The 266-nt window shown below is 60.5% G+C and carries 1 pseudogene; it reads left to right on the top strand.

From position 1 onward, the window contains the following. Positions 1–266 (top strand): annotated as a pseudogene (locus tag C451_RS03410) (IS4 family transposase); the annotation flags it as partial.

Genomic DNA, 266 nt, shown 5'->3' with positions numbered 1-266 from the left:
ATCTTGGGCTTCGCCGTGGACGGCGAAACCCGCTCTATCGCTGCGTTTCAACGTGCCTACCAGACTGCCACCAACCAGACCGTGGTTCGATCAAGCTTCTACGACCGATTTACGCCAGAGCTTGGCGATCTCCTGAGCGACCTCCTCGCGCACGCGCTCGAGGAGGTCGCGGTTCCCCACACTATCGCGCCCCAACTCACCCAGTTCCGCGATACGATGATCGCCGATGCAACCGTCTTCCGGTTGCATCGGCTCCTTACTGCGTT

The organism is Halococcus thailandensis JCM 13552, assembly GCF_000336715.1.
In the GTDB taxonomy this organism is placed as follows: Archaea; Halobacteriota; Halobacteria; order Halobacteriales; family Halococcaceae; genus Halococcus; species Halococcus thailandensis.
The sequence above is the reverse complement of the archived record's forward strand: the minus strand, read 5'-3'. Positions and strand labels throughout refer to the sequence as shown.